We start from the raw sequence: 23,919 nt of genomic DNA, 5'->3' as shown, positions 1-23,919 counted from the left end.
ATCTCAACATGGCGGCGAAGCGCTCTACGGTGAAACCCAGCGAGGCTGCCGAGCATCTCGAGAGAGCGAAACACATCCTTGCAACCATTAAGCAGGATGAGGGAACGCCTGACCGTGAGAAGCTTCGCGAAGTCCTCAAGGAAATCCTCGCCGGCATCCAGGCCATGACTTCGAAGAGCTAGGCCCATTATGGCTCGGGCCAAAGCGTCTTCTGCGCCTCGGCCTGCGCCAGGATCAGGTGGCGGCCGGCGGTGTCGCCGGGATAATTGCGCAGCTGGTCCTCATGGCTATGCGCGATCGCGGCCATGGTCCGATAGGACGGGCCGGTGGTCATGGTGACGCGCAGCCCGTACATGAGCGTCGTCGCGCCATCCTCCAACTCGACCTCTTCCGGCGACATGCCCATGGCGTCGGCGATGCCGGCGGCAATCTCGACCGCCCCGAGCAGGGTGTTGCCGCCCCGTTCGGTCACCGCACCGAGATAGGCGCGACAGACCGCGCCCTTGATCGCGGTATTCGAATAGGTCTCAAGCTCCGGAAAGTCCGAGACCAGCGTCGCGGTGAACTCGGTCGGTACGCCCCCGAAGGTCTCCTCGGGCATTTCCAGGCGTCCGAACTTGCCGACCCCGGTCCAGGTCTGCACGCCCCAGGTGATGTCGCCGAGATTGCTGTGCGCGCGGAGCGGCGCGCCGGGCCAGTCGAGATAGAAGAGAACCACCGGGAAGAAATACGGCCCGCTGATCGCCGAGAGCAGCGCCGCGGGCGTGTTGCGGATCAGGTCCATATGCCGGGGAACTCCTGGAAACCGCCGACCTCGTCGGCAAAGACCTCGCGGAAGGTCCAGGTATAGGTCCAGTCGCCGCTGACCGGCTGCAGGGCCCGCGGCATGCCGCCCTCGACCCGGAACACCGCCTCGTCCTGCCCGGCCAGCGCCACCCGACCGCCCTGGATGCCGGGGCTGATGTCGAGTTTCAGGGTGACGACACCATCCGCATTGGTCCGGGCCGGGCGCAGCAAACGGCAGACCGCATAGATGGACGCGTCCGAGCGGTTATAGACCCGGATAAAATCCCCCGGCCGCCCGACCAGCGTGTTCGCAGGCAGGCTGCCACCCGCCGCCCCGACCGTCAGAAGCGGCCGACCGCCGCTGGTGTCGAGCTGCCCGATCAGCGGGCGGCCGGTGAACCAGTAGAGCGGATCTCCCGCGGCGGTCCGCCAGGCCAGCGGATCGCCAGCCGCCGTCCGCCAGCGCAATTCGTCGCTGGTCCCGATGACACCCCGGCGATCGAGCTCGTCGAGCCACCAGTTGATCGGTGTCGATTGCAGGCGGACGGCATGGATGCCGCCTTCCAGCAGGTCCTTCAGCATCTCGCAATAGCCCGCGCCCATGCGGCCATTGGCCAGCGCCGAGACCTGCAGCACCGCCATGCGGCGGCGCCGTTGCGATGCCTGCATCTGGTCGCGCCCGGTCAGGAGCGAGCGCAGCCGGGCGGTGGGCATCACCGATGTCCACTCGCCCCCGATCGCGCCGACGGGCGGCCAGGGATAGACCTTGATCGGCATGAGCCCCTACCAGTTCTTGGTTTTCTTGTTCATGGCGCTGACGACCTGGACCGAGCGCTGGACGCTTCCGGCCTGCGCCTGGACGATGCGGGCCTGCACACTCGCCATGATCTTGCCGTCATCGCTCAGCGTCAGCTCGGAGGCCTCCATGGCGATGCCGAGTGCCCCACCCTGCCCCCGGGTCAGGTCCTGGACCCGTTCGCGGGGATGCATCATGGCGAGGAAGCCACCCTTGCCATCGAGGCCGCCCGAGCGGGGACCATCCGGGGTGTCGCCCCCGCCGTCGAAGGACATGAGCCCGCCCACGGTCGAGATCAGCGACGAGCCCCAGCTGGTGGCGCCGAGAACCCCAAGCGCGCCCTTGGCGAATTGCACCTTGGCAATCTCGGCCAGCAGGTTCGCGATCGCGTCTTTTGCGGCGTCGGCCCCTTCGAGCACCGAGCCGAAGAGACCGCGGAAGGCATCCTGGCCGCGATCGGTCGCGTCGCGCAGGCTTTCCAGCTTTTCCTCGGCATCGACATAGGCCTCGGCCATGTCGGTAATGCCCTTGCGGACCTCGGGCGTGATCTCGACCCCCGCCTTCTGTGCCGCGGTCAGAAGCTTCTGCTCCTCCTCGATCACCGAGAGCGCATGTTCCCAATCCCCGCCCGCCGCCGTCACTTGCGCAATGGCCTCGGCCTGGCGCTGATAGGCGGCGGTCTCGCCCTGCATATCGGCGACGCTGCGCTGGTATTCGTTCTGCCGTTCCCGCCCGCCCCGACCACCGCGCCGCCCCCGCTTCCCACCGGACCGGCGCGAGCTGCGACGGGCTTCCGTGGTCAGGTCGCGCCATGCGTCCTGCTGCCCGGCATCGATGTCGACCTGGTCGAGATGGCCCTGCAACTCGGCATCCGACATCCCGAAATACTCCGAACCGAAGGTATCGCGACCGTTCAAGATCTCCTGCTTGCGGCCGGCGATCTCGCCGGCGCGGCGGGCATCGAGCGCATTGCCCCCGGCATCGCGCACCGCCCTCGCGGCGTTGATCCTGGCATTCATCACCATGCCGCCGCCAATCGCCGAGATCAGCGAATAGGCGCCCTGCAGCTCGGCATTGACCTGCGCCATGGCATCGGCCCAGGCCAGCGTCTGGCTTTCATTGTCATGGAGCGCAGCCAGGGCATCATAAAGCGCGTCCTTCTGCGCATCGGTGATGTTCAGCCCCTCGATCGCGGCGGCCTGCTTCTCGAACTCGGCGTCCAGCTCGGCCTGGCGCACCTGCAGCGATTCCTTGCCATGTTCGGCAATCAGCTGGTTCATGGCGAGCTGGCTTTCCAGCGTCGCCAGCAATTCCTCGGCCTTGGCCGCGTCCGCGGCGCGAATGGCCGCTCGCTTGGCCTCGCCCTCCAGCAAGGCCTGCTGCAGCGGGACCATCTTCTCGTTGATGGCGTTCAGCGCGCCCTCGTCCGCGCCCGCCTTCTTCAGCGCATTGAGCTGGGCAGTATAATCATCGAGGCGCTGGCGCAGCCCGACCAGGTAGTCGTCGAGGCCGCCTTCCGGGATCGGCTGGGCGACATAGCGGTTGATCTCGCGCATGGCATTGCCGAGCTTCTCGGCCAAAGCGAGGTTTTCCTGGCTGATCCCGCCATAGCCGAAGAGCGTGTCGCTCCAGCTCGACTTGAAGCCGAGGTTGCCGGCCGCCTCGGCGAGGTTCGAGGATTCGATCCGGCCGGCGCCGGAGATGCCGCGCTCGCCGAAGGCATCGAAGCCCATATCGCTATAGGCCTTCGACAGGATGCCGGAGATCGAGGAGCGGGTCTTTTCCGCCTCGATCGTCATGATGCGACGTGCAATCTCGGCACCCTTCTGGGCCTCGTCGCCGTATTTCTTCTCGGCGTCGCCGGTATAGAGCAGCGACAAGCTCAGCGCATCGTTATAGCTCGACATGCTGTCCTTCAGCGCCTCGAAGGCGTCCCTGGTCTTGCCTGCCTCTTCCTGCGCCGGCATCAGCCATTGGATCGCCGCCGCGCCGAAACCAATGACCCCGATGGTGGCGAGCGAGACCGGGTTCAGCATGCCGACGAAGGCCGAACCGAGCGCCCGCAGCGCCCCGACCCCGCCTCCCATCTGGGTCAGCACCTGGCTGATCTGAGTGCCCTGCTGCAGCGCCAGTTGCAGCGGGCTTTGCCCGGCCGCCAGCATGACGCCGATATCGTTGAACTGCGACACCAGGTTGGCATTGGCACCGGCTGCCGAGCGCAGGTCGCGGCTGGCCGTCGCCGCGCTGTCCTTCAGACCCTTGATCTCTGTCTTGACCTTGCCCGCCCCAGCCGCGAAGGCGCCGGTGTCGAGGCTGAGCGTCGCCTTCAGGTTGCCGACATTCGCGGTCATCGCCTTGATCCCTTCTGCGCCTCTTGACGAATGTCTCACGCGGCGATACGTATCACATAATGATACAGAGCACCCAAGGCACCCTGATCGAACAAGTCTTGGCCGGGCGACCCGGCAAGGGATTTCCCGCCAACCTCTTCAAGGTCGCAGTGCGCAAGGTCGCGATGCTGCATGCGGCACGGTTGCTGGACGATCTTCGGGCGCCGCCCGCAAATCGCCTCGAAGTCCTGAAGGGTGACAGGGCCGGTCAGCATTCGATCAGGATTAACGACCAATGGCGCATCTGTTTCACCTGGACCGAGAACGGTCCGAGTGACGTCGAAATCGTGGACTACCACTGAAAGGAGCCGCCATGACCACGCTGCAAGTGCCGGTTCATCCCGGCGAAATCCTGAAACACGAATTCCTGGACGAGATGGGGATCAGCGCCGGCAAACTGGCGCGGCATATCCACGTGCCGCGCACCCGCATCGAGCGCCTGGTCAAGGAAGAAACCGCCATGACCGTGGATACGGCCCAACGCCTGGCCAAGGCCTTCGGCACCTCGGTCGAGTTCTGGATGAACCTTCAGCTGAACTACGACCTCATCACCAACCAGCCGGATCCCGAAGTGGCCGGAATCCAGCCGCTGGCTGCGGCCTGAAATCCAAGCTGCCTATCCGACAGCCGGAGGCAACGCGCCCCATGACGCGGCCAGGGCGCGCAGGGCCACTTCCAGCTGCTCGGCGGTTTGCGGGGTCGAGCGCTCCGCCTCGACCTCAACCGGAAAGAACTCGTCATAGCGGGGCAGCTTGCCGGCCATGGCCGCCCCGACCAGGGCGGCAGTGTTCCAGGCCGTGCGGTTGCGCATGGTCATTTCCAGGCGCAACCGCTCCAGAGCGGCATGGATCTCGATCGCATAGAGGCGCGGCGTCAGCCCCCAGAACCTCTCCCCGGCGTAACCCGCCTTCAGGAAGTTCCGGTAGAGCTGCGCCAGGGTTACGTCTTCGCCCGCCGCCTCCGCGGACGCCTCGCCTTTCCCGGTTTTGCCTTTGGCGCGGGTGTATCGCCCTCGACCGGCATCGCCGCGCCAAGCGCCTGCAGAAGCATGTCCGGGTTGGCGTCGATGATCTCTTCGGCGAGTTCGATCGTCATCCCGGGATCATGGGCCTTGAGCCCGCCATAGAAAAGCGCGCGGATGTCGCGCGCGCTGACCAGGCCGGCATTGACGCCCCCCTGCGCCAAGAGCCGCAGCAGGGTGAAGCCGTTCTTGCCGGTCTCCGCCTCATAGGTGCAAATCGCGGCGAAGTTGATGGTCATGGCATGGACCTGGCCCTTGTGGGTCAGGCGCACCTCTCCGTTCAGGTTCATGGCCCCTCCTTACGGCGCCGGCGTGACGGTCGCGAGCACCGGCTTGCCGGATGGCTTGATCGTGACCTGCGCGGTCAGCTTGCCCTCGGGCGAGACCTCGCCCGGCGTGTAATTGGTGACGATGCCGGTGAACTGCATCGCCAGCGTCCCGGACGGGAAGATGACCTGGAAATCGCCCTTGCCCGCATCGAAGGCGGTCAGCAGCGGGTCCGAGATCGCCGGGATCCAGTTGATGGTGAAGGTGCAGTCCGAGGCGGTCTTCAGCCCGGCGATGAACTCGGCCCAGCCCTCGGGGCTTTGCAGATGCGTGGCATCGACCGTGTTCCGGGTCCAGCCCGGCAGCGTGATGTTGGTGACCTCGGCGGTGTCGGAATAGGTCGAACCATTCTTGATCCCGAACTTGGATCCGAGGCCGATCTGGGCGGCGGTCGCAGGCATGATCTGCCCTCCTGATGATGATCGATGGGGGCCGTCACCCCTCGGGGGTGATCGGCAGGGTTGCGGGCGGCAGCCACTGGGTCACGCGAAAGCTCATCACCAGGGTGCCGACATTGCGCATGCCGTCGGTATTGGTGACGACGGTGGTCTCGTCGAGGAAACAGGCCCGGTCCGGACGCCGCAGCGTCGCGATGACCAGCGCCTCGATCACCTCGCTGTCCTGGTCGAGCACATCCTCGACCTCGTCAGCGCCGGCGCGGCGCAGCGCGACCTGCAGCAGGGTCCGGCGCGCGGTGCTGGTCATGCTGTCCTGTTCGCAGCGATCCTGCGGCGTCAGCACGCCGAAGACCGGCAGCGTGTCGTGATCGATGGCGCCCGACCAGACCCGCAGGACGGTGCAACCCGCGAAATGGGCGTGCGCCTGCAGCGCGTCGCGGACCGCGGTCCGGCATTCGGTGCGGAAATGTGCCATGCCGTTCCCTCAGCTGCCGACGATCTGCAACTCGCAGATCAGGAAGGCATCCGCTGCCGGCGAGCCGTTCGGATGCACGACCATGATCTGGAAGGTCCGACCGTCCGGGACGGTGATGCGGTCGCCGCGCCGGGTTTCCGGCGCCAGATCGCGCCCGACCCGCCAGGTCGGCGCATCGATGCGGACGATCTGGCCGTCCGCACCCTCGACCTCGATCGGGCTTTCGCGAAAGATCGACTGGATCTGGCGCGAGAATCCAGTCGCAGGGACATAGCCCACCGTCCCGCCCAGGATGCCAGAGAGGATGCCGGTCATCCCGTCGAAGATCGACATCAGCGGATGACGCCGTCGAGCAGCACGATCCCGGTCGCCGACGGGCTCGCCGCCACCTCCACTGCGGCGCCGATCAGCTTGTTGCCGCTGGCAGTGGTCGTGACGACCTTGCCGGTATCGTCCCAATAGACCTTGGCGCCGGCCGTCCAGGCCTGGGCCGAGGTTTTCGGCAGCTCGAAGACGCCACGGCGCACGAGAATGACCGCTTCGCCGATCCCGGCGTCGCCCTGGGCAACCCCAAAGATGTCGCCGACCAGCACACCCGCACCGCTGGTGACAGCGGCGGCCATTGCCAAGGTGATGTGCTCACCCGGCTGGATCCAGTTTTTCATGATCTTCTCTCCATGAAAGGGAAACGACGAAGGGCGGCCTAAGCCGCCCTTTCATCAGGAAATTGACCGGAGCTCAGGCGCCGTTGTTCTTGAAGGATCCGCGATACTCGACCGCGGCGGCGCCGAAGATATGGCGCGCGTTCATGGTCACCGCGTCTGGGTTCATGCCCTCGATCGTCTGGACGGTCGGCGCATTGTAGCCTTCGAGATAAGCATGCGCGATCGGCGGGAGGTCGCTGGAGATCAGATACCAGGCGGTGTCCGAGCCACCCGCAGCCGCCCCCAGGTTCGGCACCACGCTGGGCGCGAGGGTCGACTTGTAGGGATTGACGTTGCCGTCCACCGCGGGGGTCACTGCCGTGGCGAATTGCAGCGCCACCAGCTCAAGTGCCGGGGGGACGATCAGCCGGTCGGGCTCGACCTGCATGAAATCGTCCTTGTCCTTCGTGCCGAAAGCGCGCTGTTCCCACATCGCCTTGCGCGCCGCCGCGACCGAGACCGCCGAGATCGCCGCTGCCGCACCGCCGGAAGCCAGGTTGCTGTGGCTGGCGTGAAACAGTGCGGTATTGTCGGATTTCAGCGCGGCGTTCGCGCGGATCAACGCCCAGACCATGGAGTTTTCCATGCTGCGCGCCGCCATGGCGAATTCCATGGGAATGCGCTGGAAGGCACCCATGTCATCGTTCACGACCGCCTCGAAGGTCAGCTTGATCGTGCGCCCGCGGCGTTCGACCTTCAGGCCCTCGGCCTCATCCGCCAGAACCGCCGACTGGTATTCGCCATTCTCGGCCACCGGCTTCAACGAGAAATCACCGCCGAAGCGAACCGAATGCAGCTCGCGGAAGTCGGTCGCGGTCAGCGGCGCGCCCGTCACCAGTTGCCAGGTGGCGGCGCGGCGCTGATAGGCTGCCTGAAGGGTGCGGTTCATCACCTCGGTGGTGACATATGCGAAGTCGCTGACCCCGAAGGCACCGCCCATCATGGTGGTCGACCGCATGCCGCGGCGGATGGTATCGGGGTCATTGAAGCCGCGCGAGGGTCCCGCAAGCTCCATGGCGAGGTGGCGGATGCGCATGCCGCGGAACTGCTGGGCCGGGCCCTCGGCCTGTCCCATCATCGCGCCGATCATGCCCTCCAGCTGGGTTTCTGTATCGTCGCGTGTGATCGTGGCGCGCTGGCCGACGGTGCGCCCGGCAGGTTCGGCAGCGGCCATGGTGGCCATGAAGCGCGAACCCGCGACCTCGGCCGACACGCCCTCATCGACCAGCGCATCGACATCGGCCTGCATCAGGCGGCCCGAGGAGACGAAGGGCGCGGCCATCTCGCGAATGGCACGGGTCCGGGCGCGCTCACCGGCCAGGACGTCGGCGGTGCTCGGCTGCTGCATGGTCGAGGGCGAGGGTGCGGGGGGTGTTACCGCGGGAGCCTGCATGGTGGCCGGGGCATCCGCCTGCGGCGCGTCGGTCGGGGTCTCGTTGGCCATCGCGGCCTCCTTTTGCTGATTGCCGCGCGCAGCGGCGGGGGATTGGTCGGGCCGCGCGGCCCGATCCGTTGCCGGTTTCTGTTTCGCGGCACTGATGCGTTCCATCAGCACGCGGTTGGCACCCATAAAGGCGGCGCGGGCGGCCTCGAGGGTCGCCGATGCAGGGGGTGCCGATGTAGCATCATCCGCCAGACCATCGGCAAAGCCCTCGGCAATGGCCGCATCGGGGCCATACCAGGTCTCGGCCTTCATGATCTTCCGGGCCTCTTCTGGGGTCTTGCCCGAGGCTGCGGCATAGACGGAGGCATAGGTCGAGGCGGTGACCTCGAGTCCTTCCAGATGACGGCGGCCTTCATCCACTGTCCCGAAGATTGCCCCGGACGGATCGTGGATCATGATATGCGAGCCAGCTGACAGGAGCCGCTCAGCCCCTGCCATGAGGATCATCGAAGCCGCCGAGGCCGCCACGCCCTCGACGATGATGCGACAGCCGCCGGCATGGCCGGCGAGCATGGCGCGGATCTGCTCGCCTGCATTCACATGACCGCCCAGCGAATTGATGCGGACAGTAATCCGCCCCGCGCCAAGCTGTGCCAGTGCGCTGCGAACCATCGACGGGCTGAAGAACACGTCCTCGTCCCACATCCAGCTCATCCAGGAATCGTCGATGACGTTCCCGGACAGGATCAACTCATCGTTCGAGATCAGGTCAGCCCCTGTCCGCATCTGGCTTATCCTCTGTGTCCGTGGGTTCGGCGGCGTTCGCTTTCGACTCTTGCTCGGCGGGCGGCTTCAGACCCGCGGCGGCATCGGCCTGCTGATCTGCCAGACGTTCTTCCCGAATTCGGTCCGGATCGCGGCCCAACTCGCGCTGCACGCCCTGCCGGCTGTTCAGCCCGGCATCGACCTCTTCGATCATTGCGGGGATTTCCTTGGTCGGATCGACGAGGATGCGGCGCGGCGGCGTCCAGTCGATGGTGAAGTCGATGCCGCGATGCCCGACCAGCGCCAATCCCTCACGGAACCAGCGCTCCATCCCGGCACCGAACTGGGCGATCATCAACCCGCGCTGCCACATGCGGACCAACCGATCCATTTCGTTGCGGCCCAGTCGGCCGGATGAAAAGTTCGTGCGGCGAAGATCCCCGGTCAAAGCCTCATAGGTGATCCCCAGTCCCGCGGCGATGGTCCGGAGCCCGGTTTCCATGAACTCGCCATAGCCCTCGACCGTGGGTGGATTGGTCGATACCGGCTCCGCGCCCTCGGGCAGTTCCACGATGGCGCCGGGTTCCAGCGCCTCGAGCCCAGCCCCTGCCTTCGTGCTCCGGGTCGAACCGACTGCCCATTTCAGCATGATTGCCAGCAGCGCCGACATCCGCTGCTTGAGGATCTGCGCCTCCTGGTAATCGGAGAGCTCGCCCAGCGTCATCATGACGGGCGCGAGCCACGGCACCCCACGCAGCTGGCCCGGTCGTTCGAAGCGACGAATATGGATCACATCCGACCAATGCACCCGCGTCGATTCCTGCGGCTTGCTATGACGGATCGCACCCGGATGTTCCGGCAGGAAATGGTAGGCCTCGACCGCACCGGTCGGACCATATTCCACCCCCTCAAAGACGAGGTTATCGCCGTGGCTCTGGATTGCCATGTCGAGGCAATCCGCCTCAAGCAGTTCGACCTGGTAGGGCAGCGCAAGATTGCCCTGAAACCGTGGCGAGCGCATGCGCCGCCGCAGCAGCACCTCGCCATCGGTAAAGACGGTCGACATGCAGATCTGCTGCATCTCGAAGAGATCGTATTCACCCAGGGTATCGATGTCGTTCGACAGCAGGTGCCGCTTCAGAAGCTCTTCGACAGTCGCCTTCGCGTTCGCGCTGGACGACCGGATCGAGGGGGCGATGCCCTCGCCCACGACGTTCGCGACCACGACGTCCCGCGCCCGCGCCGCGTAGGCGCGGTTGCGCATCATGTCGCGGCTGAGCTGTCTGAGCCGAGCGCGCGAGCCGAAGGCTGCGGCATCGGCCGCGGTGGCCGGCGCCTTCCAGCCATAGGTTCGCCGACCGCGCGAGGCCGCGTCGTAGTTCATGACGATGGCGGTCTGCGCACGCGCCGTGGCCCGTCGCAGTCCGGCCGCCGGGCTGAAGAGCCCGACAGCCCGATCGAGAATGTTCATCAGAAGCCTCGCGTGGTCCGGGGATAGCTGACACCGAAGGCAGGACCGCGCGCACCGGCGAGTTCCGCCTCGATCATTGCCAGCGTGGCGCGCATATCGGCGAGCGAGCGGAACTTGACCCGCTCGCCGGCGACCTCGACCTCGGCCGCACCCTTGGCGATCGAGGCCCGCAGGCGATCGGCATCAGCCTGTGTATAAGACATGGCTCAGCGCCTCCTGAGGAAATTGATCTTGCGCGGGATTTCTGGGGTCGGAACATCGCGTGCGCTTTCCGCATCGTTGGGCCGCGCCAGCGGTACCGCGTTCAGATTGGTCAAACCTGCTACGCACCATTCGGGTGGGGCCTCCCAGTTCACCCGGTTCAGCCCCTTGTGCTCTGCCATCGCCAGGCCCTGCACCGAATGGTCGAGGCTCTCGTTGCGCAGCACGCCCTTCTTCAGCTCCCAGCCCTTTTCGCCGCGGATCTCCGCGAGGTGTTCGGCCAGATGCTCCGCGCCCATCCATTGCGGAATATGCTGGGCGCCGACCGGGGTATCGGTTCGCCCGAGCGCCGCGATCACCGAATCCTTCAGCCGGTCCACCGCCATGTTCAGAAGCTTGATGCCCCTGCCCTTGCCCCCGCCCGACGACCGCTCCGGCGCTTCGTGCCAGACCCGATCCCGCTGGTTGAAGCCACCGCGACCGATCGAGAGAAAGAACTTGCCACCCTGCCCTTCGCGGTTCTGCTTGCGCCAGAATTTCTCGGCATTGTCCGACCAGCCCTTCGGACCGTTGAAGTCGATGACCACCGCGAGCGGCTTCAAACCCCGGTCCGTGCCATCCACTGGAAAGACCAGATCGGCCAGCTCCGCGAGCACATCCGCATCCTGGGCATAGCGCCCCGGATCGACAGCGCGGTATTTGCCGTCGTCGCCCTTGGCGTTGGGTGCGTGATCCGGCGGCTGATGGATGGCATATCGGTCGATTGCCACCCGCTGGCCGTCCTCGCCCCAGGCCATGACCATGACTTCGAAGCGGTTGCCCTGCACGTCCACCTGGACGGTAATGAAACGCGCCCAGCTGGGCGCGATGCGCTTGGGCAGAGAAAGCGCATGCTGCTGCAGCATTTCCAGCGTCAGCGCGTCTTCATCATCATCCTTTGGACGCTGATACGGAACGCCGATTTCGGTGTAATGCACCCCGGCGAAGTCCAGATCGTCGCCGGAAATCTCGAAGGCGCGCCGGGCCGTCTCGTAGCGCTCGACCAGCCCGGACCAGGACGAGAATGCGGCGGCTGCGCCATTGAAGGCGTAGCTCGCAAAAGGCGTGTTGCGCACCAGCGGATCGTCGATCCGGACAAGGCGGCGCTGACCTGTCTCTTCGTCAACCTCGCGGCCTTCATGCAGCCAGCCCCCATGATGGGACATGGCGCGCCGGTTCATCTCGGGCTTGTGACGGTGCGACAGGACCGAACCACAATGCGGGCAGACCATGACCGCCATGTCGCCCGCTTCGCCCGGATCGAGATCCCGGTCGTAATCGAGCCGCGCGAAGCTCGGCTCGTAAAGCCCGTCGCAATCCATGCATTGCCAGTACCAGCGCCCCCTCGTCCCCTCGTTGTAGAGGTTGACGATGCCGCCGGTCGTGGCAGGGAGGAGATGCGGTTCCAGCGCGCTCGCCGGTCGCATCATCATCTCGTCCACCGGGAATGCCGGGGTGCTTTCGGCAAAGACGCAACCCCGGCTCAGGAATGTCCGGATCCGCTGCAGCGCCATACCCCAGGGCGAAGCCTCCGGGGCATCCTTTGGGCCCAATCGCTGCGGCATGTGATCATAGTCGGTCAGGAGCACCATGCGCTGCGACCGCGACGAAAGCTGGTTCGGGACCGGATAGCCGATGCCGAGGCGCATTCCCTTGAACCGCTTGCGGCTGAAGGTGCTGTCCTCGCGGGCCTTGCCGAGACGTTCCGCCAGCAGCGGGCTGTTCAGGATGGCCGGATCCAGCTTCTCCTCGACCCAAGCGTCCGCATCGGTCTTGGTCATATGGATCAGCTGTACCGGTCCCGGGGCACAGGTGATCGCATGCGCCGCCACCGACAGGAGCATCTGCGACTTGCCCGACTGCGAGGGACCGACGAAGATCACGCCTTTGAAGCGGCGCGATTGTGAGATGTCCTGCGGTTCGACGGTATAGGGCGCGACATTCCGATCGTAGCCGCCCCAGCGCCCGGCAATGGGAACGCGCAAGGATCGCTCCGCGGCATCTGTCACCGATACCCGGCTGGGCGGGTCGAGAAGCGGCAGGGCGTCCGCGACCAGTTCTTCGGGCGTCAGGAACGGAGGCAGCGGTGGAATGCGACTGACCTGCCCCATCCCGCGATCGAGCATCATCACCATGATCAGAGATCCATTTCCGATTGCCGGCCCGAGATCGCGACGACCGAACCGGCGCGCGAAACCCGCTCCTCGATCAGCCGCTTGGCCTCGCCGCGCACCTGGTCGCAATAGTCCTCAAGCTGGGCCACCTGCGTCGCAGTCAGGCCGAAGTTCATTTCCGCGAAGTCCGGCAGGCTATCCATCGCGGTGCCGAACGCGACCAACATGTCCTCGGTCAAAGCGCGGACGCGGTCGGCGCGCAGCAGATCGCCACGCTGCTCGGCAACCCGGTTGCGATGGTACTCCGCTTCGGAAAGCTTGCGCAGCTCGTCGGCAGAAAGGTGCCCCTCCTCTTCCGCCTGATCCTCGTCGAGGTTGCGAAACGCGAGGGCCGCCTGCGAGGCCAGCTCGTCGGCGCGCAGCTTCGTCGCCCTGGTCCGGTCGTCGCGATCCTGTCGCCAGGCCCAGCAATGCAACAGCCGGAACTCATAGGCGACGCCGTTCTGGCCGCTGGACATGACCGGCATGCCCTTGTTCACCCAATCGGTGACGGCGTTGACCGACACCCGGAACGCAGCGGCGAGCTGGACCCGGTTCAAAGGCGTGCCGTCATCCTCGACGCCATCGGGTAGCGGATAGCGTGCAAGATCGAGCACGCTCCCGTCCGAGAGCGTGAGAAGTTCTGACATGACAATCCCAACATGAACAACAGCAACCGCAACAGCAGTAAGCCGTTGACATTGCTGCCATGAATTTAACGGGGCCCGAATTACCCCCGTGCATGATCCTTGCCGGAAGGACCCGAGGCCGATCGGGCAGGCTATCCTCGCCCGCTGGCCCGGGCAGCGCGCGCCTCGATCTGGCGACGAAGATGATCGGGCAGCCTCAGCCGGAACACTTCGTCGGCACCGTCATAGAAGCCGAGCCGCTGTTCGTAATGCGGTGCGGTCCGGGTGAAGCGCAGCACCTGGTAAATGACGCCGTCTGGATCCCGCTTCCATATCCCGGCAGGCAGGCGGCTGTCCCGGCTCGGGACGAAGAAGCCCGCCCGCTTCCGGTTCCGCTTGCGCGACGCCTTGGTCGTGTTAGCCGTGCTGTCCCGCTGCGCCTGCACCGCCGACAAGGCTTGCGTCCGTTCCCCTCTTGCCCAGTTGCCATAGGCATCGAGCTGGGCAAAGGGCGCGGGTGCGACCCCGGCAATGATGCCGTCATAGGCCAGCCGGACGTCGAGCAGCTGCTCCAGCCCGGTGCGCGGACGCAGGCCGCCGCTTTCCTGCACCTTCAAATAATCGCGCCTGGCTTGGCGCGGCATCTCGAACACCGCGGCCTCAAGCCGTTCGGTATGGGCCTTTCGCATTCCGAAGGCGTTCCGGGTGAAACTGGTCGGACGATCGAAGACCGTGTCGACCCGCCCCCGGATATGGCCCAGCACATCCGCAGCAGTCAGGTCGAGCGCATCCTTGGCCGCCCATTTGACCTTGTGGGCCGAGAGCTGGGACAGGCTGTCCTGCAGGTCGCGGTCATCCAGCGCGAGGGTGAACATCATAAATGCCTTTGGAACATTCGCGGAGACACCAAGGTTTTGACGCATTCAAGCCAGATGGAGGAAAACCATGGACCGGCCCAAAGAGGACGAACAACGCGTACCCGGCCAGCCGCCGCGGGACGAAGGTACTTACCCTGCGGGAATGGAGGAAGAGCGTTCGGACCCCGATGAAACGACAAACCGCCCAATCGATCGACGGGACAACGCTCGAATTGACGACCCGACCACATCTCGGCCACGACCCGACATCGACAACAATGCCCCCGATGAAGAAACCAACGACCCCACGCAGTAGCCGCGCCCCGTATCTCAGCAAGATACTCCGAAAAAGATCAAGGCTCGCTTGTAACACTGCCATTCGCGCCGGGGTCGCCACCATTTCCTCGGGCGTCGTCTGGAGCCTGGACGCTTAGCGGATCGGCTTCCTCCACTTCATCATGCCATATCAGACGGCCGAAAAAGAAGACCACAACAATCGCCGCCAGGATTGACACCACGGCGACCCCTGCGCGAGCAAGCCGCCGCGGGCTGGGCCTTTTGTCATCAGAGTGTTTCATGATTGGCTCCAATCCATTCTGGCTTGGAACCCGGTGCCCCTGCGCATGTTCCAGTCCATTTGGACAGGGAGAGCGCCGGAATAGAATTGGAAAACGCCCGCAAGGGTTTCCCCTCCGGGCGCACGTGTGGTGACGGCAGAATGTCAAGGAAGCCAGGGGGAAGTCAACAGCTATTCCACGGCGCAAGTTCAGGAAGCCCATCCACAATCCGGATGGATGTGAATCGGACCCAGGACAGATCATAAAGCAGGTAGGTCAGCGCCCCGTGCCAAGCGAGGTATTCGCGCCTGCGTTGGCCGAGCACTGTCGCCGAACCGGTGAGGCTCACCGGGCAGATTTCTGGCCGATAGGTCTTCATCCGGCTCCGGCTATCGCGAAACGTCACTTCCTTCAATTTTCGTGTCGCCCACCACCACTCCCCCGCGTCGGTCATCTCCCATCCGCAAGGCACGATGCGACGCCGCTCATCCACTCGCCAGTCCGGCGCGCTGCGCGACCTCGCCCATTCGGCGATCTTCGACGCCATTTGCCGGCCACCATATTCAATGGGAAGCCGCGCGACCAATGCAGCAACGATCTGGGCGTCATCATGTGGCTCGCTGGAGCCGCCGCCATCGATGCGGCATCCGAGTTCATGTTGACGCTGCAGGATCCAGATCGCATCAACACCCCCCCGATCGAACTCATGCGCGCCGGTTTCATCGAAATCGATCCGCGCATGTTCAACGGCAAAGGCCCATTCCAGAGCTTGCTGGATGGTCATCTCGCGCAGCCTTGAGGGCACCGGCCAGATCGCGGTCATTGTACTGTCCCTTCCTGCCCAGCCTGGATCGCAGCGATTTCCGCCATGGCACGTTGCCAGTTCCGCAGCCACGCTGCCTCGGCGTCCGTGGCCATGCCGGCCGCCATGTTTTCTTCGATGATCAACCGGCGGCGATCGTTCTTGACCGCCTCCTCGCGCAGCTGCTTTTCCTTCCAGCCGCCCTCGACGAACGGTGGCGGCCCGTAGCGCACAACTTCCTGATACATCTCAAAGGCCCAACCCTGCGCCAGCGCCCGGCGGCCCAGTGCGGATTTCATCATGCTGCGCGGATAGGGCGAGGTTTCCGGCGGCGGCGGGCAAGCTGTGATGGCGACGTTGCGCACATGAGCTTCGCTGGGCCATTCGCCATTCGTGGCCAATGCCGCGATGTGATCGCGCAACCCGTATAGCTGCTCATCACTCAGATAGCCGAGCCAGCCGCGTAGCCGCGTCAGCATCGCGTCATGTCCTTCCGGGCTAAGGCGCCTGCCCTTGCCGTCCTTCCCGCGCTTCAGCCCCGCCAGAGGTTCCAGCAGCAAGGCATCAACCCGAGCTTCCGCTTCCGCCTTTGTCCCTGTCATCGCCATATCCCCGTTTTCTCAGCTTGCCGACTTATCCACAGGCGCGACCCTTGCCGCCCGTAAGGAATTTCATGTCCTTGTCGTTGTCGGTGTGATGTTCTGTCCTGTAGGGCAATTACAGTTCAGGGCCTGAAATCATGCTGAAATCCGACTGAAATTAACTGTAATCATTACAGTAAATAACGGTCACATTTCAGCGTATTACAGTTACTTACAGTTCATCACGCCGACCACTGCCTCAGATACCTTCGCCGTTCATCGCAACGACCTTCGGCGTTCCGAGAACCGTTTCCATCGCCACCCTCACATTCTCGGAGGTGACATAGAGATCGCTGTCCCTGATCCAGCTCGCGATCTGCTCGACCGCATAATCGTTGCCCGCGATACGCCCGTGCTTGGCCTCGCGGAGCTTGGAGCGAACGCGGGATTTCATCGTCGCCCAGGCCGCGACTTCGCGCCCACGTTCCCGCCCGCGTTTGCGCCTAAACTGCTCCTCCGCGATTTCCGCGATCAGGGGATGCGCCAGGCGTGGCCCCTCGCCGGGCGGCGCGTCGTCGATATGCACCGCGCGCCAGCCGTAAAGCGCCCCATCCCGGGCCTCGCGCCAGCCGTCGACGTCAGCTCCGAACCTCGCCAGCTGAGCCAGCTCGATATCATCATCCGGCAAGGTTCCAGCCGGGTTCTGCTTCAGGCTTGCGGACCAGAGCAGCAGCGCGGTGCCAATATCCTGGCGCCTGCCCTCGTAAATGGCCGAGGCTACGAAGCGCGAGGACAGCAGCCGCTCGACATAAAGCGGCATCCAGTCGAAGCTCTGCAGCCGGTCCCCGTAACGCAATGGATAGGCCCAGAAATCGCCAAGGACGGCATCTCGGGCGGGCGCGGTATCGTAAACGCTCAAAGCAAGCCTCCGGTCGCGGCAGGAATGACATCTGCCGGGTAATCGCTCTTGCGCTCCAGCCGCTTGCGGCAGGGCGGAATCCAGTGAAAGCGGGTGTGGTCAGCCTGCGCGCCGCGGCGCCAGACGAGCCAGCTATAGGCGGTGGCCGTGCTGCCCTTTTCGGACAACCTGCCCCGATGCATAACCACGCGCTCGGTGAACTGCAGGATGTCGCTGGGTGGGAAGGCGCGGAACAGGTCGCGGTAACGTCCGGCACCTTCGAGGAAAGCCGATCGGACAATGGCGGCGACACCGTCCCGCGATGTTGCCAGGGCGCGTTGGATGAACTGTTCCGCAAGGCGGAAAGGCGGGTTCATGAATGTCCAATGCACCGCCGAAGGCAGCGGCCCGAACAGGTAATCGCGCAGCGGGAAGCCGGCGCCATAGTCATGGATATCGGCCGCATCGACTTCTCCGAAAAACTCTCGCAGCGGCGCGACCATGTGGCCGCGATTGGCGCATGGCTCTCGCACGATCATAGAGCTGAGGGGCGTCAGGACCGTCTGCGCTGCCAGCCATTCACAGAGCGCCCGCGTCGCCCAAGGCGGTGTCGGGAAGTCATCAAGACTGTCATGCGGCTCGGATCGCTGTTGCATGACGGCGGCGCTACGGTTCTGGCTCATGCAAAGGCTTTCCCGGCGCGCGCATCCGCTTCCATCAGCTTTGCCAGTAGGTATTCGGAGTATTTCGGTGTGACGCCCTTGCGCAGCGAGCGATAAAGATGCGTCCGCCCTACGCCCAGATATCGGATAGCTGCCTCGATCGAAGCGAACTGGCGGCCATGGATCATGCAGGGCCGGACATTGTTCAGCACGATCCGCTTGGGCGCGCTGTGGCCTAACCCGGCGCGGTCGCCGGTTCCGAAGGTGCGCAACTGGTGACTTATCGTGGCCGGCGCGACCCCAAGATCCGCCGCCGCCATCGAGATGGAGGGATAGAGCTTGCCCCGGACGGTGACAGGCACGCAGACCGTCGCGTCGGGACGGTGCTGGACTTTGCCAGCCCGGTGCCGCTTGCGCCATTCGCGTTGCCGCGCGACTTCTGCCGCCCGGCAACCATCGCAGCGGCATTTGTATCGCTGGTAGCCGTTGGCGGTGCCGTGCGGGATGTCGGGGCTCATGCCCCGCCCCCGATGACCTGACCGAAGCCCAAGACCGCTGATGCAACCAACCGATGTAGCGAAGTCTTGCTCACCGACGCGTCGGCCCGGACGCGCGTTAGAAAAATGATTGCGGGAGAAAAATGATGTGGGCAGCGTTCCAGAAGAGACCCCTGAAAGGCCGCACACATGCCACCCGAGCTTGAGACCCAGCTACTTACTCGTCTGCAATCCCATGAACTCCTACTTGCGGCAGTCATGCGGACGATGCTGAAAGGGTGGCCGGAAGAAGACGTCAGTGATGCCATTTCGCAAATCCTTGACGAATTCTTGAAACTGGAACTTCCCCCAAGCGCCCACACCGATGCGGGCACCATTCAAGCCATCTTTGCGCGCCATGCCCTTGCCGAGGGCATGCTTCGCCAGACACTGTGGCACCTGAAGCCCACCAATTGGGACGAGGAAGCACCTGACGGCGCCCAATCACAGGACTGGGTATATGCTGGAGTGAGGCATTAAGAGCGTCATGCCCAATCCTCGTGAACGAACGCGCGGCTGGCTTCTCGATCACTGCTTCCGCGCCCCCTTGATCTTGTTGAAAAACTTTTCCGACTGCAATTTGAACCAATCGGCCTCGGCGGCTGACTGTTCTGCCAGCCGCATGGCCCGGCGATGACGGGCCGCGTAAAAGCGCTGCGCGATGCGCCACCAGACCCGCATTACTGCACCTCCGGATCGATGACCTGGAACACAGCCTCGGCGCCGACAAGGGCGATCACCTTCAGCACATAGCGGAAATGGGGGGCGTTCTCACGCCGCAGCCAGTTGCGCACCGTGCGTGGCGTCACCGGGCGGCTGTCCGAGGTCAGGACATCCGCTGCCAATTCCGCCAGTTCGTTTTCGGACCGCGCCTCGGGAAAGGCCCGCCATAGCAGACCGGCAAACCACATGCGCTCCGCCTCCTCGCCACCGCATTTTCGGAAAGACATTTCAGACTGCCCTGTGCTGTTGTTTCCTCGTGCAGAAGGACGATCACCAGAACGGAGAGAGGACGCGGGATGATGAAGGGTCATGCCGCGTCCTCGGGAGTTTCGGAGCGACGAAGCCGCTCTCGCTCAATCGCAGTGCGAACCTTGGTCACCGTCTCCGGCCAAACCCTTTTTCCATCGCGCAGTCGTTCATGAAATCTGCCGCCTTGCCCAGACAACCTACCGAGCGTGCTCACAGAAATCCCGAGCTCCGCAGCGGCGGATTCCATTTCGAAAAGGAGGGAATGCGTGTCGGTCATGAAACCATGGATAGTGTGATATTTCACACCTATCAAGGTGAAACTTCACATTCGCATGTGATACGTCACACAGCTATTCAAGGCTCATGGATGTGAACCAAACCTTCCGATTTCGACTAGAAGCCGAAATGAAGGCGCAAGGCCTCAATCCGGCTAGCCTCTCTGTTCGTGCGGAGATGAACCGGCGGGCGGTTCAGGACTTGCTAGAGGGGCGCGCCCAAAGCCCAAAGCTTTCCACGGCTTACGCATTGGCAAAGGCCCTTTCTGTGAGCTTGGACGTATTGACGGGAGACGCGCCGCAAAAGGCTATTGCTCCAAAGCTGCTCGAGCTTCTGTCGCAATACGATCTAGCCGAGCAAGAGCGACTTGCAGAGGCAATCTTGCGCCTTCCTCGGGTGCCGGGGCCAGGGCAATCAGCGCCAACATAAGTTGGAACTCGCTTGCGCCCCTCACCTTGCCCAGATCCCCCATCACCCCTCCGACTCACAGGAACATTACTAGAACACTAGGCAAGCTTTCGCCGACCCATCAACCCGAAGAAGAGCGCCAGCCATACGATCAAAGTACTATCCGCGCCCAGACGACACCGCACTGTTCTGATATCTATCTGAAATAAAATATAAAAATGAGATGGAAGGCCAAGCATGCTGAGGACGATCTTATTCATCACCGGGTTCGGCATGACGCTCGGGGCCTTCGCGAGCTTCCATCGCATCGAAGATCCGTTCTCGGGCGACGGCCCCGCGAAAGCCTTCACCTCCCTGTTCTGGTTCATCCTTGGGACGGCCATCGCCGTTTGGGCCGCCCGCCACGTTCTGACCACAATCGCGCGGATTGGGGCGTCCTGGTTCCAAGTCGAAGATGGCAACGACTTCGTGACGCTTTGGCTGAAATGCAAGAAGGCCGAACTGCGCGCCCGCACAAGCGAGGCCTTGGAAAAAGCCAAAGAGCCGAAGTGATGGACGAAGGCGGCGAGGATCCAGAACAGATCGAAATCGCCGCGCGTGTGGTGATCGGTTTGCTGCGGCTCCAAACGGTGCAGAAGGGGGTAATTCCTCTCACTGAACTCCCCCATTACCTCAGAATGGCAGCCGCCGAGCGGGAAAAGCACGGCGACTTCGGCGCGGCCAGAATGCTGAGCGACTGGGCGGATATACTGGGAGATTGGGCTTAAGTATAAGCGCTTACTCACCATTCATCTCTAGAGTGCTCACTTTTTTTGGGGGATGATCATGCGTCGCAGTGAGGCACAGGCAGTTTCGCGCTACCGCCCACCCGCCGGCAGGATAGCAGGGGCGAATCGCGGGGTCATTCTCAATGTGTGATATTTCACATCATTAACCTTGACCGTGTGATACTTCACACGTATCAAGTACCCATCGGCATCCCGCCGAATGGGAGATCGCACGGATGGATGACCACTATCCCCACATCAGGACCTTCCAGTCCCAGGTGAAGCGGCCCGAGGACAGGATGAGCGGCGTGGCGTCGGTGATTTGTGTCATCGCGGGCACGTTCCTCGCCATTGGCCTGTTCATCGGCTGGCTGGTCTTTGCCCCGCAGGCCATGGCCGCGCCCGCTTGCGGTTCCGTTGAAGCCTGCATGGTGCAGGCGGAAGGCGGAGGCCTGTGATGGCGGGCACGCGTTTCCACGAAACCAAGGGCGGCGTGATCGTAGACAAATTCACCGGTTCGACCGTGGCAACTGTCGCGATTGCCGAGCTGGATACCGCCACTGCTCTGCGGATCACGAACCTTGTCATCGACGCGCTGCACCGCGAGTTCGGTCCCGCGCACCTGGTGAACGTGGTGCCAGACCGGGGCTGACTGATTTCCGCAGGACACAAGTCCTGCCACCGAGATGGGTGCCGTAAGCCTGCACCCCGACTGGCTGGCCGCTGCCGCTCCTCCCTCCACCATCGACAGCGGCCAGCCTTTTTCCAACAGTGCCCTGATGAGGAGCTGAAATGAACATGCCCGTGGATCAGGCCGCTATCGGCGCGGCGATGAAAGATGCCGACAAGAAGCGCCGGAAGGCACCGCCGATGAAGGAAACGCAAAAGGATCGCGCTGTGTCTGATCAGGCATATGGCGTTGCAGCGAGTGAGCTGCGCCAGTTCATCGAGCAGTTCGAGCAGCTTGAGGTCGAGAAGGCTGAGGTGGTCACGCAGCAGAAGGAGTTGATGGCCGAGGCTAAGGCCCGCGGCTACGTTACCAAGATCATGCGCAAGATCATCGCACTGCGAAAGCGCGACAAAGACGACATCGCCGAGGAAGAGGCCATCCTCGAAATGTACAAAGCCGCGATGGGGATGGCCTGACGATGGCCGAGATGCAAACCCAGACCGAACGGATCTATGTCGAGGTCCAGGGCAGCTTCGACACCAGAGAACAAGCCGCCCGGCTTCTTGACGGGGTCGCTGAGCGCCTACGGGCCGGGGATTGGCAAGCATCCAACCCGGTCGGCGCTGATCCCTACGTCACGATCACCAGCACGGATTGACCCTTCCGGTGCCCGGCGCCGTGCGCGCCGGCATCCAGAGAGGTCACCACGCGAAAGCCACAGCCATGAACCGCCTTAGCACCCCACCCGCTGCCGATCTCGCCCAGCTGCGCGCTGAGCACGCCGCATGGTCGCAGGCCCAATTCGGCGACGTCTCCGCAGTCGGTCCCGCCAAGCACCTGTCGAAGGAGGCTCTGGAGGTGGCCGCAGCACCGTGCGACCCAATCGAGCATGCCGATTGCTGGATGCTGCTGTGGGACATGCAGCGTCGTGCTGGTATCAGCGACGAGCAGCTGGCCCAAGCCATCCGCGAGAAGCTGGCGGTCAACAAGGCCAGGGCGTGGGGCAAGACGCGCGAGGGCGAGGCGATCGAACATGCGCACACTACCTCGCCCGCCGTAGGGATACCGCTGTTTGAAGGCCATGCGCCGGCAGAGGCAGCACGTCATGGATAATAGGAAAGTTCTATCGTCCCGGCACAGCTTCCCACATTTCGACGTCGATTTCCTCCGATCTTCCGCCCCGTGTTGGTGGATGATTGACAGCAAACACAGAGCGAACCGTAGCCACCATTGCTTTCATCCCCTGATTGGCGATGTCGGTGATGGTCTCAGTTGGGTAGACGAATCCATCGGCCTTGCGCGTGACGATGTAACGGTAGGTCGTAACCACCCTGCAAATCCAATCCGGTTGATTCTTCGTTTGACTATCGCGCGTAGCTCTATGGCTTGTCTAATGACTTATGGTTCGGCCCCGCGCGCGCTGGAGGCTCACCATGGCTGACCAGCCTTGTCTCTTTCCGCACGCCACACCAGCACAGACTCCTTACCGCCTTGGATGGCTCAGGGCACCTTGTGACCTGGTCTTCTGGGAATGGACGGAAGGGCCGCCCTGCCTTCATCCGTTCCGGTGGACCTGCTGGCGCGGCATCAAGCGGGCGAACCCATCCAAGATTAATATCGGGAAGATCACGCGGATCTCAAAGGAGCAGGACAAATGACCTCGCTCCGCGTCCTCATCGCCTGCGAAACCTCGGGCGTTATGCGACGGGCCTTCGCCGCGCGCGGCCACGATGTGTGGTCCTGCGACCTTCTGGCGGCCGAGGATGGCAGCAACCGTCATATCCGCGGTGACGTGCGGGATCTGCTGAATGACGGATGGGATCTGCTCGCGGTCATGCATCCGCCCTGCACCCGGCTTTGCCGGTCCGGTCGCCGCTGGATGTCCGGTCCGGGCAAGTGGACACCGCCAAAGCAGCTGCCCAAGGGCCGCAGCTGGGACAGCATGAAGGCAGAGTTCGAGGAAGGGGTCGCGCTGTTCACCGCCTGCTGGCGCGCGCCGATCAAGCGAGTCGCAATCGAGAACCCGGAAATGAATGACCTGGCGCGCGATCGCATGCCCGAGGATCTGCCCGCTCCCCAGATGGTCCAACCGTTCTGGTTCGGCGAACCGGCCTACAAGAACACCGGTTTCTATCTGCGCGGCCTGCCTCAGCTGACACCAACGGACATGCTGGCGGAGCCAGAGCGGGGCAGCGACGATTGGAAGGCGTGGAATGCCGTCCACCGCGCACCGCCCGGACCGGATCGCTGGAAGATACGCAGCAGAACATTCGAGGGGGTCGCGGACGCCGCTGCCGACCAATGGGGCGGACACGCCATGGAAGCGATCAGGAGGGCAGCGTAATGGGGGCACCCGCAGCGAGTCAGGCCGCAATTCAACGCGCCTTGGAAGCC

Annotated in this window: 35 protein-coding genes; 13 read left to right on the top strand and 22 right to left on the bottom strand. The window is 63.9% G+C overall.

Annotated elements, in window-relative coordinates; translation table 11 throughout:
• Positions 1–8 precede the first annotated feature (8 nt).
• Positions 9–182 carry a hypothetical protein gene (locus RM190_RS08585; RefSeq protein WP_311759002.1) on the top strand — a complete coding sequence of 58 codons (174 nt, stop codon included), beginning with the start codon at positions 9–11 and terminating at the stop codon, positions 180–182.
• A gap of 5 nt (positions 183–187) precedes the next feature.
• Here the strand turns inward: RM190_RS08585 and RM190_RS08580 are convergent, their stop codons facing one another.
• The 3 genes from RM190_RS08580 to RM190_RS08570 are packed head-to-tail and all read right to left on the bottom strand — an operon-like array spanning position 188 to position 3,933.
• Positions 188–784, bottom strand: coding sequence for a hypothetical protein (locus RM190_RS08580; protein ID WP_311759001.1), 597 nt, complete (start codon positions 782–784; stop codon positions 188–190).
• Positions 775–1,563, bottom strand: a complete 789-nt coding sequence (locus RM190_RS08575; RefSeq protein WP_311759000.1) for a hypothetical protein — start codon at positions 1,561–1,563, stop codon at positions 775–777. Before RM190_RS08575 ends, RM190_RS08580 begins: the two co-directional genes overlap by 10 nt.
• A 6-nt stretch (positions 1,564–1,569) precedes the next feature.
• Entirely contained in the window at positions 1,570–3,933 is a 2,364-nt protein-coding gene (locus tag RM190_RS08570) for a phage tail length tape measure family protein (RefSeq protein ID WP_311758999.1), read from the bottom strand.
• A gap of 59 nt (positions 3,934–3,992) precedes the next feature.
• Here RM190_RS08570 and RM190_RS08565 point away from each other — a divergent pair, with 59 nt between their 5' ends.
• Both RM190_RS08565 and RM190_RS08560 read left to right on the top strand, forming a co-directional pair.
• The gene (locus RM190_RS08565; protein WP_311758998.1) at positions 3,993–4,274 is read left to right on the top strand and encodes a type II toxin-antitoxin system RelE/ParE family toxin; all 282 of its coding nucleotides are present in this window, start codon (positions 3,993–3,995) and stop codon (positions 4,272–4,274) included.
• 11 nt (positions 4,275–4,285) lie between these two features.
• The gene (locus RM190_RS08560; RefSeq protein WP_311758997.1) at positions 4,286–4,576 is read left to right on the top strand and encodes a HigA family addiction module antitoxin; all 291 of its coding nucleotides are present in this window, start codon (positions 4,286–4,288) and stop codon (positions 4,574–4,576) included.
• A 12-nt stretch (positions 4,577–4,588) separates the two neighbouring features.
• Here RM190_RS08560 and RM190_RS08555 read toward each other — a convergent pair whose 3' ends face one another.
• The 17 genes from RM190_RS08555 to RM190_RS08475 all read right to left on the bottom strand — a co-directional run bounded on the left by RM190_RS08555 (position 4,589) and on the right by RM190_RS08475 (position 18,414).
• Entirely contained in the window at positions 4,589–4,783 is a 195-nt protein-coding gene (locus RM190_RS08555; protein ID WP_311758996.1) for a hypothetical protein, read from the bottom strand.
• A gap of 128 nt (positions 4,784–4,911) precedes the next feature.
• Positions 4,912–5,283 carry a hypothetical protein gene (locus tag RM190_RS08550; protein WP_311758995.1) on the bottom strand — a complete coding sequence of 124 codons (372 nt, stop codon included), beginning with the start codon at positions 5,281–5,283 and terminating at the stop codon, positions 4,912–4,914.
• A gap of 9 nt (positions 5,284–5,292) precedes the next feature.
• Positions 5,293–5,721 carry a phage tail tube protein gene (locus RM190_RS08545; RefSeq protein ID WP_311758994.1) on the bottom strand — a complete coding sequence of 143 codons (429 nt, stop codon included), beginning with the start codon at positions 5,719–5,721 and terminating at the stop codon, positions 5,293–5,295.
• A gap of 34 nt (positions 5,722–5,755) precedes the next feature.
• A complete protein-coding gene (locus tag RM190_RS08540; protein ID WP_311758993.1) occupies positions 5,756–6,193 on the bottom strand; it encodes a hypothetical protein in 438 nt (145 codons plus the stop codon).
• A 9-nt stretch (positions 6,194–6,202) separates the two neighbouring features.
• Positions 6,203–6,526 (bottom strand): head-tail joining protein, encoded by a 324-nt coding sequence (locus tag RM190_RS08535; protein ID WP_311758992.1) that lies wholly within the window; start codon positions 6,524–6,526, stop codon positions 6,203–6,205.
• The gene (locus RM190_RS08530) at positions 6,526–6,858 is read right to left on the bottom strand and encodes a DUF2190 family protein (RefSeq protein ID WP_311758991.1); all 333 of its coding nucleotides are present in this window, start codon (positions 6,856–6,858) and stop codon (positions 6,526–6,528) included. The genes RM190_RS08535 and RM190_RS08530 overlap by 1 nt, the downstream gene beginning before the upstream one ends.
• Positions 6,859–6,931: 73 nt before the next feature.
• Positions 6,932–9,067, bottom strand: coding sequence for a Clp protease ClpP (locus RM190_RS08525; RefSeq protein WP_311758990.1), 2,136 nt, complete (start codon positions 9,065–9,067; stop codon positions 6,932–6,934).
• A complete protein-coding gene (locus RM190_RS08520) occupies positions 9,051–10,517 on the bottom strand; it encodes a phage portal protein (protein WP_311758989.1) in 1,467 nt (488 codons plus the stop codon). The genes RM190_RS08525 and RM190_RS08520 overlap by 17 nt, the downstream gene beginning before the upstream one ends.
• Positions 10,517–10,720: a phage head-tail joining protein gene (locus RM190_RS08515; RefSeq protein ID WP_311758988.1), complete on the bottom strand. Its 204-nt coding sequence runs from the start codon at positions 10,718–10,720 to the stop codon at positions 10,517–10,519. The genes RM190_RS08520 and RM190_RS08515 overlap by 1 nt, the downstream gene beginning before the upstream one ends.
• A 3-nt stretch (positions 10,721–10,723) precedes the next feature.
• The gene (locus tag RM190_RS08510) at positions 10,724–12,892 is read right to left on the bottom strand and encodes a terminase gpA endonuclease subunit (protein ID WP_311758987.1); all 2,169 of its coding nucleotides are present in this window, start codon (positions 12,890–12,892) and stop codon (positions 10,724–10,726) included.
• 2 nt (positions 12,893–12,894) lie between these two features.
• Complete coding sequence (locus tag RM190_RS08505; protein WP_311758986.1) at positions 12,895–13,560, bottom strand: terminase small subunit; 666 nt, start codon at positions 13,558–13,560, stop codon at positions 12,895–12,897.
• A 131-nt stretch (positions 13,561–13,691) separates the two neighbouring features.
• Positions 13,692–14,414, bottom strand: coding sequence for a hypothetical protein (locus RM190_RS08500; RefSeq protein WP_311758985.1), 723 nt, complete (start codon positions 14,412–14,414; stop codon positions 13,692–13,694).
• Between the two features lie 723 nt (positions 14,415–15,137).
• Complete coding sequence (locus tag RM190_RS08495; protein ID WP_311758984.1) at positions 15,138–15,776, bottom strand: hypothetical protein; 639 nt, start codon at positions 15,774–15,776, stop codon at positions 15,138–15,140.
• Entirely contained in the window at positions 15,773–16,357 is a 585-nt protein-coding gene (locus RM190_RS08490) for a hypothetical protein (RefSeq protein ID WP_311758983.1), read from the bottom strand. The genes RM190_RS08495 and RM190_RS08490 overlap by 4 nt, the downstream gene beginning before the upstream one ends.
• A 238-nt stretch (positions 16,358–16,595) precedes the next feature.
• On the bottom strand, positions 16,596–17,255 hold the full coding sequence (locus RM190_RS08485; protein WP_311758982.1) for a DUF1376 domain-containing protein: 660 nt from the start codon (positions 17,253–17,255) through the stop codon (positions 16,596–16,598).
• Positions 17,252–17,917, bottom strand: coding sequence for a hypothetical protein (locus RM190_RS08480; protein WP_311758981.1), 666 nt, complete (start codon positions 17,915–17,917; stop codon positions 17,252–17,254). The genes RM190_RS08485 and RM190_RS08480 overlap by 4 nt, the downstream gene beginning before the upstream one ends.
• Positions 17,914–18,414, bottom strand: a complete 501-nt coding sequence (locus RM190_RS08475) for a hypothetical protein (RefSeq protein ID WP_311758980.1) — start codon at positions 18,412–18,414, stop codon at positions 17,914–17,916. Before RM190_RS08475 ends, RM190_RS08480 begins: the two co-directional genes overlap by 4 nt.
• Positions 18,415–18,651: 237 nt before the next feature.
• On the opposite strand from RM190_RS08475, the gene RM190_RS08470 reads away from it, so the two are divergent.
• A complete protein-coding gene (locus tag RM190_RS08470) occupies positions 18,652–18,912 on the top strand; it encodes a hypothetical protein (RefSeq protein ID WP_311758979.1) in 261 nt (86 codons plus the stop codon).
• A gap of 48 nt (positions 18,913–18,960) precedes the next feature.
• On the opposite strand, the gene RM190_RS08465 is transcribed toward RM190_RS08470, so the two are convergent.
• Both RM190_RS08465 and RM190_RS08460 read right to left on the bottom strand, forming a co-directional pair.
• A complete protein-coding gene (locus tag RM190_RS08465) occupies positions 18,961–19,113 on the bottom strand; it encodes a hypothetical protein (protein ID WP_311758978.1) in 153 nt (50 codons plus the stop codon).
• A complete protein-coding gene (locus tag RM190_RS08460) occupies positions 19,113–19,343 on the bottom strand; it encodes a hypothetical protein (protein WP_311758977.1) in 231 nt (76 codons plus the stop codon). Before RM190_RS08460 ends, RM190_RS08465 begins: the two co-directional genes overlap by 1 nt.
• 424 nt (positions 19,344–19,767) lie before the next feature.
• On the opposite strand from RM190_RS08460, the gene RM190_RS23395 reads away from it, so the two are divergent.
• The 9 genes from RM190_RS23395 to RM190_RS08420 all read left to right on the top strand — a co-directional run bounded on the left by RM190_RS23395 (position 19,768) and on the right by RM190_RS08420 (position 23,869).
• Entirely contained in the window at positions 19,768–20,109 is a 342-nt protein-coding gene (locus RM190_RS23395) for a helix-turn-helix domain-containing protein (protein ID WP_390908146.1), read from the top strand.
• A gap of 216 nt (positions 20,110–20,325) precedes the next feature.
• Positions 20,326–20,640, top strand: coding sequence for a hypothetical protein (locus RM190_RS08455; RefSeq protein ID WP_311758976.1), 315 nt, complete (start codon positions 20,326–20,328; stop codon positions 20,638–20,640).
• Entirely contained in the window at positions 20,640–20,855 is a 216-nt protein-coding gene (locus tag RM190_RS08450; protein ID WP_311758975.1) for a hypothetical protein, read from the top strand. Before RM190_RS08455 ends, RM190_RS08450 begins: the two co-directional genes overlap by 1 nt.
• A 236-nt stretch (positions 20,856–21,091) precedes the next feature.
• The gene (locus RM190_RS08445) at positions 21,092–21,313 is read left to right on the top strand and encodes a hypothetical protein (RefSeq protein ID WP_311758974.1); all 222 of its coding nucleotides are present in this window, start codon (positions 21,092–21,094) and stop codon (positions 21,311–21,313) included.
• Positions 21,313–21,507, top strand: coding sequence for a hypothetical protein (locus tag RM190_RS08440; protein ID WP_311758973.1), 195 nt, complete (start codon positions 21,313–21,315; stop codon positions 21,505–21,507). Before RM190_RS08445 ends, RM190_RS08440 begins: the two co-directional genes overlap by 1 nt.
• 146 nt (positions 21,508–21,653) lie before the next feature.
• Positions 21,654–22,001 carry a DUF2312 domain-containing protein gene (locus RM190_RS08435; RefSeq protein WP_390908175.1) on the top strand — a complete coding sequence of 116 codons (348 nt, stop codon included), beginning with the start codon at positions 21,654–21,656 and terminating at the stop codon, positions 21,999–22,001.
• Between the two features lie 2 nt (positions 22,002–22,003).
• Positions 22,004–22,183, top strand: a complete 180-nt coding sequence (locus tag RM190_RS08430) for a hypothetical protein (RefSeq protein ID WP_311758971.1) — start codon at positions 22,004–22,006, stop codon at positions 22,181–22,183.
• Between the two features lie 65 nt (positions 22,184–22,248).
• On the top strand, positions 22,249–22,638 hold the full coding sequence (locus RM190_RS08425; protein ID WP_311758970.1) for a dATP/dGTP pyrophosphohydrolase domain-containing protein: 390 nt from the start codon (positions 22,249–22,251) through the stop codon (positions 22,636–22,638).
• A 541-nt stretch (positions 22,639–23,179) separates the two neighbouring features.
• Positions 23,180–23,869 (top strand): hypothetical protein, encoded by a 690-nt coding sequence (locus RM190_RS08420; protein ID WP_311758969.1) that lies wholly within the window; start codon positions 23,180–23,182, stop codon positions 23,867–23,869.
• The last annotated feature ends 50 nt before the right edge of the window (positions 23,870–23,919 follow it).

The sequence above is a fragment of the Paracoccus broussonetiae genome, assembly GCF_031854425.1.
Taxonomy (GTDB): Bacteria; Pseudomonadota; Alphaproteobacteria; order Rhodobacterales; family Rhodobacteraceae; genus Paracoccus; species Paracoccus broussonetiae.
Note: the sequence above shows the minus strand (reverse complement) of the source record. Positions and strands in the feature narration are given on the sequence as shown.

What these genes read in the sequence shown, in the direction of transcription:
- RM190_RS08585 (WP_311759002.1), top strand. Translation starts at nt 9, where the DNA reads ATGGCGGCGAAGCGCTCTACGGTGAAACCCAGCGAGGCTGCCGAGCAT.
- RM190_RS08580 (WP_311759001.1), bottom strand. Translation starts at nt 784, where the DNA reads ATGGACCTGATCCGCAACACGCCCGCGGCGCTGCTCTCGGCGATCAGC.
- RM190_RS08575 (WP_311759000.1), bottom strand. Translation starts at nt 1,563, where the DNA reads ATGCCGATCAAGGTCTATCCCTGGCCGCCCGTCGGCGCGATCGGGGGC.
- RM190_RS08570 (WP_311758999.1), bottom strand. Translation starts at nt 3,933, where the DNA reads ATGACCGCGAATGTCGGCAACCTGAAGGCGACGCTCAGCCTCGACACC.
- RM190_RS08565 (WP_311758998.1), top strand. Translation starts at nt 3,993, where the DNA reads ATGATACAGAGCACCCAAGGCACCCTGATCGAACAAGTCTTGGCCGGG.
- RM190_RS08560 (WP_311758997.1), top strand. Translation starts at nt 4,286, where the DNA reads ATGACCACGCTGCAAGTGCCGGTTCATCCCGGCGAAATCCTGAAACAC.
- RM190_RS08555 (WP_311758996.1), bottom strand. Translation starts at nt 4,783, where the DNA reads ATGCGCAACCGCACGGCCTGGAACACTGCCGCCCTGGTCGGGGCGGCC.
- RM190_RS08550 (WP_311758995.1), bottom strand. Translation starts at nt 5,283, where the DNA reads ATGAACCTGAACGGAGAGGTGCGCCTGACCCACAAGGGCCAGGTCCAT.
- RM190_RS08545 (WP_311758994.1), bottom strand. Translation starts at nt 5,721, where the DNA reads ATGCCTGCGACCGCCGCCCAGATCGGCCTCGGATCCAAGTTCGGGATC.
- RM190_RS08540 (WP_311758993.1), bottom strand. Translation starts at nt 6,193, where the DNA reads ATGGCACATTTCCGCACCGAATGCCGGACCGCGGTCCGCGACGCGCTG.
- RM190_RS08535 (WP_311758992.1), bottom strand. Translation starts at nt 6,526, where the DNA reads ATGTCGATCTTCGACGGGATGACCGGCATCCTCTCTGGCATCCTGGGC.
- RM190_RS08530 (WP_311758991.1), bottom strand. Translation starts at nt 6,858, where the DNA reads ATGAAAAACTGGATCCAGCCGGGTGAGCACATCACCTTGGCAATGGCC.
- RM190_RS08525 (WP_311758990.1), bottom strand. Translation starts at nt 9,067, where the DNA reads ATGCGGACAGGGGCTGACCTGATCTCGAACGATGAGTTGATCCTGTCC.
- RM190_RS08520 (WP_311758989.1), bottom strand. Translation starts at nt 10,517, where the DNA reads ATGAACATTCTCGATCGGGCTGTCGGGCTCTTCAGCCCGGCGGCCGGA.
- RM190_RS08515 (WP_311758988.1), bottom strand. Translation starts at nt 10,720, where the DNA reads ATGTCTTATACACAGGCTGATGCCGATCGCCTGCGGGCCTCGATCGCC.
- RM190_RS08510 (WP_311758987.1), bottom strand. Translation starts at nt 12,892, where the DNA reads ATGGTGATGATGCTCGATCGCGGGATGGGGCAGGTCAGTCGCATTCCA.
- RM190_RS08505 (WP_311758986.1), bottom strand. Translation starts at nt 13,560, where the DNA reads ATGTCAGAACTTCTCACGCTCTCGGACGGGAGCGTGCTCGATCTTGCA.
- RM190_RS08500 (WP_311758985.1), bottom strand. Translation starts at nt 14,414, where the DNA reads ATGTTCACCCTCGCGCTGGATGACCGCGACCTGCAGGACAGCCTGTCC.
- RM190_RS08495 (WP_311758984.1), bottom strand. Translation starts at nt 15,776, where the DNA reads ATGACCGCGATCTGGCCGGTGCCCTCAAGGCTGCGCGAGATGACCATC.
- RM190_RS08490 (WP_311758983.1), bottom strand. Translation starts at nt 16,357, where the DNA reads ATGACAGGGACAAAGGCGGAAGCGGAAGCTCGGGTTGATGCCTTGCTG.
- RM190_RS08480 (WP_311758981.1), bottom strand. Translation starts at nt 17,917, where the DNA reads ATGAGCCAGAACCGTAGCGCCGCCGTCATGCAACAGCGATCCGAGCCG.
- RM190_RS08475 (WP_311758980.1), bottom strand. Translation starts at nt 18,414, where the DNA reads ATGAGCCCCGACATCCCGCACGGCACCGCCAACGGCTACCAGCGATAC.
- RM190_RS08470 (WP_311758979.1), top strand. Translation starts at nt 18,652, where the DNA reads ATGCGGACGATGCTGAAAGGGTGGCCGGAAGAAGACGTCAGTGATGCC.
- RM190_RS08465 (WP_311758978.1), bottom strand. Translation starts at nt 19,113, where the DNA reads ATGCGGGTCTGGTGGCGCATCGCGCAGCGCTTTTACGCGGCCCGTCAT.
- RM190_RS08460 (WP_311758977.1), bottom strand. Translation starts at nt 19,343, where the DNA reads ATGTGGTTTGCCGGTCTGCTATGGCGGGCCTTTCCCGAGGCGCGGTCC.
- RM190_RS23395 (WP_390908146.1), top strand. Translation starts at nt 19,768, where the DNA reads ATGGATGTGAACCAAACCTTCCGATTTCGACTAGAAGCCGAAATGAAG.
- RM190_RS08455 (WP_311758976.1), top strand. Translation starts at nt 20,326, where the DNA reads ATGCTGAGGACGATCTTATTCATCACCGGGTTCGGCATGACGCTCGGG.
- RM190_RS08450 (WP_311758975.1), top strand. Translation starts at nt 20,640, where the DNA reads ATGGACGAAGGCGGCGAGGATCCAGAACAGATCGAAATCGCCGCGCGT.
- RM190_RS08445 (WP_311758974.1), top strand. Translation starts at nt 21,092, where the DNA reads ATGGATGACCACTATCCCCACATCAGGACCTTCCAGTCCCAGGTGAAG.
- RM190_RS08440 (WP_311758973.1), top strand. Translation starts at nt 21,313, where the DNA reads ATGGCGGGCACGCGTTTCCACGAAACCAAGGGCGGCGTGATCGTAGAC.
- RM190_RS08435 (WP_390908175.1), top strand. Translation starts at nt 21,654, where the DNA reads ATGCCCGTGGATCAGGCCGCTATCGGCGCGGCGATGAAAGATGCCGAC.
- RM190_RS08430 (WP_311758971.1), top strand. Translation starts at nt 22,004, where the DNA reads ATGGCCGAGATGCAAACCCAGACCGAACGGATCTATGTCGAGGTCCAG.
- RM190_RS08425 (WP_311758970.1), top strand. Translation starts at nt 22,249, where the DNA reads ATGAACCGCCTTAGCACCCCACCCGCTGCCGATCTCGCCCAGCTGCGC.
- RM190_RS08420 (WP_311758969.1), top strand. Translation starts at nt 23,180, where the DNA reads ATGACCTCGCTCCGCGTCCTCATCGCCTGCGAAACCTCGGGCGTTATG.